General features: G+C 29.2%; 3 protein-coding genes. All 3 read left to right on the forward strand.

Annotated elements, in window-relative coordinates; genetic code table 11:
• Positions 1–209 precede the first annotated feature (209 nt).
• On the forward strand, positions 210–1586 hold the full coding sequence (locus HMPREF0202_RS05980; RefSeq protein ID WP_023052256.1) for a tyrosine phenol-lyase: 1377 nt from the start codon (positions 210–212) through the stop codon (positions 1584–1586).
• A gap of 99 nt (positions 1587–1685) precedes the next feature.
• Complete coding sequence (locus HMPREF0202_RS05985; RefSeq protein ID WP_084537642.1) at positions 1686–3221, forward strand: alanine/glycine:cation symporter family protein; 1536 nt, start codon at positions 1686–1688, stop codon at positions 3219–3221.
• A 110-nt stretch (positions 3222–3331) separates the two neighbouring features.
• Positions 3332–3926 (forward strand): hypothetical protein (locus tag HMPREF0202_RS05990; RefSeq protein ID WP_023052258.1); only part of this gene is annotated, 595 nt, incomplete at its 3' end.

The following is a 3926-nucleotide window of genomic DNA, read 5'->3' on the forward strand; positions in this document are numbered from 1 at the left end:
GAAATTAGAAAGAGTGAGAATTACTATTTTCTTATAAAATAACCATAAAAAGGTTTGTTTTAAATATAACTAAAGAAATTTTCTTGTGATTATAATAAAAAATATATTTAAAACAATTAAAAATGTTCTAAAATAAGAGTTATTGACATAAAAAAGAAAATGGAGTATATATGTTATCAACAAGAAAAAATAAATGAGGAGGAATTATTATGTCAAAAGGATTTGCACCAGAACCATATAAAATAAAAATGGTTGAAAATATGGCTATTATGACTAAAGAAGAGAGAAAAGAGGCTATTGAAAGAGCTGGATATAATACGTTTTTATTAAAATCAGATGAATGTTATATAGACTTACTTACTGACTCTGGAACTAATGCCATGAGTGATGCTCAGTGGGCTGGGTTAATGTTGGGAGACGAAGCTTATGCAGGAAGTAGAAACTTCTACCATTTAGAAAAAACAGTACAAGAACTTTTTGGATTTAAATATGTAGTTCCAACTCACCAAGGAAGAGGAGCAGAAAATATTTTATCAACATTAACAATTAAGCCAGGGGACTATGTTCCAGGAAATATGTATTTTACTACTACAAGATTTCATCAAGAAAGAAATGGGGCGACTTTCAGAGATATTATAATAGACGAAGCTCATAATTCTCAAATAGATTTACCATTTAAAGGTAATGTAGATTTAAAGAAATTACAAGCATTAATAGATGAAGTGGGGGCAGAAAAAATACCATATGTTTGTTTGGCAGTTACAGTTAACTTAGCTGGAGGACAACCGGTATCAATGGCTAATATAAAAGCTGTTTCAGAACTAGCTCATAAACATGGAATTAAGATTATGTATGATGCAACTCGTTGTATAGAAAATGCTTATTTTATAAAAGCAAGAGAAGAAGGATATGCAGATAAATCTATAAAAGATATTGTAAAAGAGATGTTTTCATATGGTGATGGGTGTACAATGAGTGGAAAAAAAGACTGTTTAACTAATATCGGTGGATTCTTATGTATGAATGATTATGAATTATATCTACAAGCGACAGCTACAGTAGTTCAATTTGAAGGAATGCCTAGCTATGGTGGATTGGCAGGAAGAGATATGGAAGCTATGGCAATTGGACTTAGAGAGGCTGTAAACTATGAATATATAAGTCATAGAGTTAATCAAATAAGATATTTAGGAGAAAAGCTAGATGCAGCAGGGGTACCTATGGTAAAACCTTATGGAGGACATGCAATTTTCTTAGATGCAAGAGCATTTTTACCACATTTAACTCAAGATGATTTTCCTGCTCAAGCTTTAGCAGCATCTATTTATGAGCATTCTGGTGTTAGAACAATGGAAAGAGGAATTATATCAGCAGGAAGGGATGTAAAAACAGGAAAAAATCATTATCCTAAATTAGAAACAGTAAGATTAACAATTCCAAGAAGAGTTTATACATATGCTCACTTAGATTATGTAGCAGATACAATAATAGAACTGTACAAAAATAAAGAGCAAATAAAAGGATTAAAGTGGGAGTATGAACCAGCTTGTTTAAGATTTTTTACAGGAAGATTTTCACAGAAATAGATAATAAAAATTAAAATATCCTAAAGATAACTTTAGGATATTTTAATCTAGAAATACCTACATAAAACTTTCTACTAAAATAAAATTAGGAGGTATGTGATGGGGTTTATAGATTCATTATTATCACCGTTGAAAACAGCAGTTAGTGCATTGAATGGGTTTTTATGGGGTGATATAATATTATTTAATGTTGGTGAAGCAAATATTGGTTTAAGTTTATTAGTTTTAATGTTAATTCCTACAGGAATATATTATTGTATTAAAACTAGAATGTTATCTTTTAGATTATTTCCAGAGATGATAAGGATAGTTTTAAAAAGTAAGAATAAAGAGGATAAGGAAGCTATTTCTGGATTACAAGCTCTATTTATAGCTACAGCCTCTAGAGTGGGAATGGGGAATTTAGCTGGCGTAGTAGCTGCAGTGTCTTTTGGAGGACCTGGAGCAATATTTTGGATGTGGATAGCAGCTATAATAGGATCAAATACTGCATTCATAGAGAGTACATTAGCTCAAATTTATAAAGAAAAAGATCCTTTGTTTGGTGGTTGGAGAGGTGGACCAGCTTATTTTATGAATCGAATGGAGGTTATTGCTGAATCTAGAGAGGACGATCCATTTGAAAAAAATTTGGAAAAAGACTCAGATGTTGTATCTAAAAATGGAAAAAGATACTATAAAAAATCTTCTAATTTTAGACTTTGTGGAATTTTATTTGCAATTTCTGGATTAATAACTTGGGTTGGAATAACACAAATAGTTTCTAACTCCGTTTCAGAATCATTTAATAATGCTTTTGGAATATCACCACTTTATACATCAATTGCAATGACAGCTTTAGGAGCAATAGTTTTATTTGGAAAAGGAAGAAAAGATAAAATAGCAGATGTTTTAAATAAATTAGTGCCAATAATGGCAATATTATATTTTTCTTTAACACTTTTTATATTGATTAAAAATATTGGTTCAGTTCCTGGAATGTTTTTAGAAATTTTTGAAGAGGCTTTTGGTGCTAGGCAAATAGTTGCAGGAGGATTTGGAGCAGTATTAATGCAAGGAGTAAAAAGAGGTTTGTTTTCAAATGAGGCTGGAAGTGGTTCAGCTCCATGTGCAGCGGCAGCAGCAGATGTAGATCATCCTGTAGAACAAGGGTTAATTCAAGCTTTAGGTGTTTTTATAGATACTTTAGTTGTTTGTAGTTGTACGGCATTTACAATGCTTTTAGCACCACAATCAATTAGAGATGGGAAAATGGGGATGGATTTACTTCAAAGTTGTATGGATTATCATATAGGAAGTATTGGAACACCTTTAGTTGCAGTAATATTATTCTTATTTAGTTTTAGTACATTTTTAGGAATATTATTCTATGCAAGATCTAATGTAGCATTTTTATTTGGTGATAAAATGAAGGCTCAAGATGCATATAAAATTTTAGCATTAATTATGATGTTTGTAGGTGGAATGGCTCAGTATCTGTTTGTATGGGAATTAGGAGACTTGGGAGTGGCATTAATGACAGTATTTAATATCATTGCAATAGTTCCAATGTCTAAAATAGCATTAGATTCTTTAGATGATTATGAAGAAATTTATATTAAAAATAATAAAACAGTATTATTAGAAAAAGAGTAAAGTAATACCTTAGATTAGAGTTTGGACTAATCTAAGGTATTTTTTATTGTAAAAATATGTAAAATTTGATATTCTATAATAAACAGTTTTTTATTTTAAGGGGGAATAGTATGTTTTTATCGCCAGGAGAAAAGATACTAAAATATAGAAAACATTATAAAATTAAACAAGAGGATATAACAGGGGATAAAGTTTCTAAGACATACTTAGGAATGGTTGAAAGTGGTCGAAAATCTTTAAGTAAAAAAATGAGTGTTATTTTTTATAAAAACTTAAAGAGAATAGTTGAAGAGTTAGGTGAAGAGCTTACAATAACTTATGAGAGCTTTATAGAAACTTCTGAAGAACAAGCTAAAAAATATTTAGATAAAGTTATAAAAGATAGAGAAATAAATAATAAATGGTTAGTTGAAGAAGGAATTTTAAAGGTGTCAAAAATAGATCAAATTAAATATATAATTGATTTAGCAGAGATGTACTTAAAACTAGAAAATACAAATGAAGCTAGAAGAATGTATAGTAAACTTTTTCAAAGAATTACAGAAATTAAAAAATATGAAAAAGAATTTGAAATTTTTATAAATTTATGTGCAAAACATGAAAAGTATGAGATAATATCTTTACTGTTTAATAAATATAAAGATGATATTTTAGCAAATCAAATTTTAAAGAGGAATGATAAAATATATTATCTATATCTGTTTT

Origin of the sequence: Cetobacterium somerae ATCC BAA-474 (assembly GCF_000479045.1) — a bacterium.
Classification (GTDB): Bacteria; Fusobacteriota; Fusobacteriia; order Fusobacteriales; family Fusobacteriaceae; genus Cetobacterium_A; species Cetobacterium_A somerae.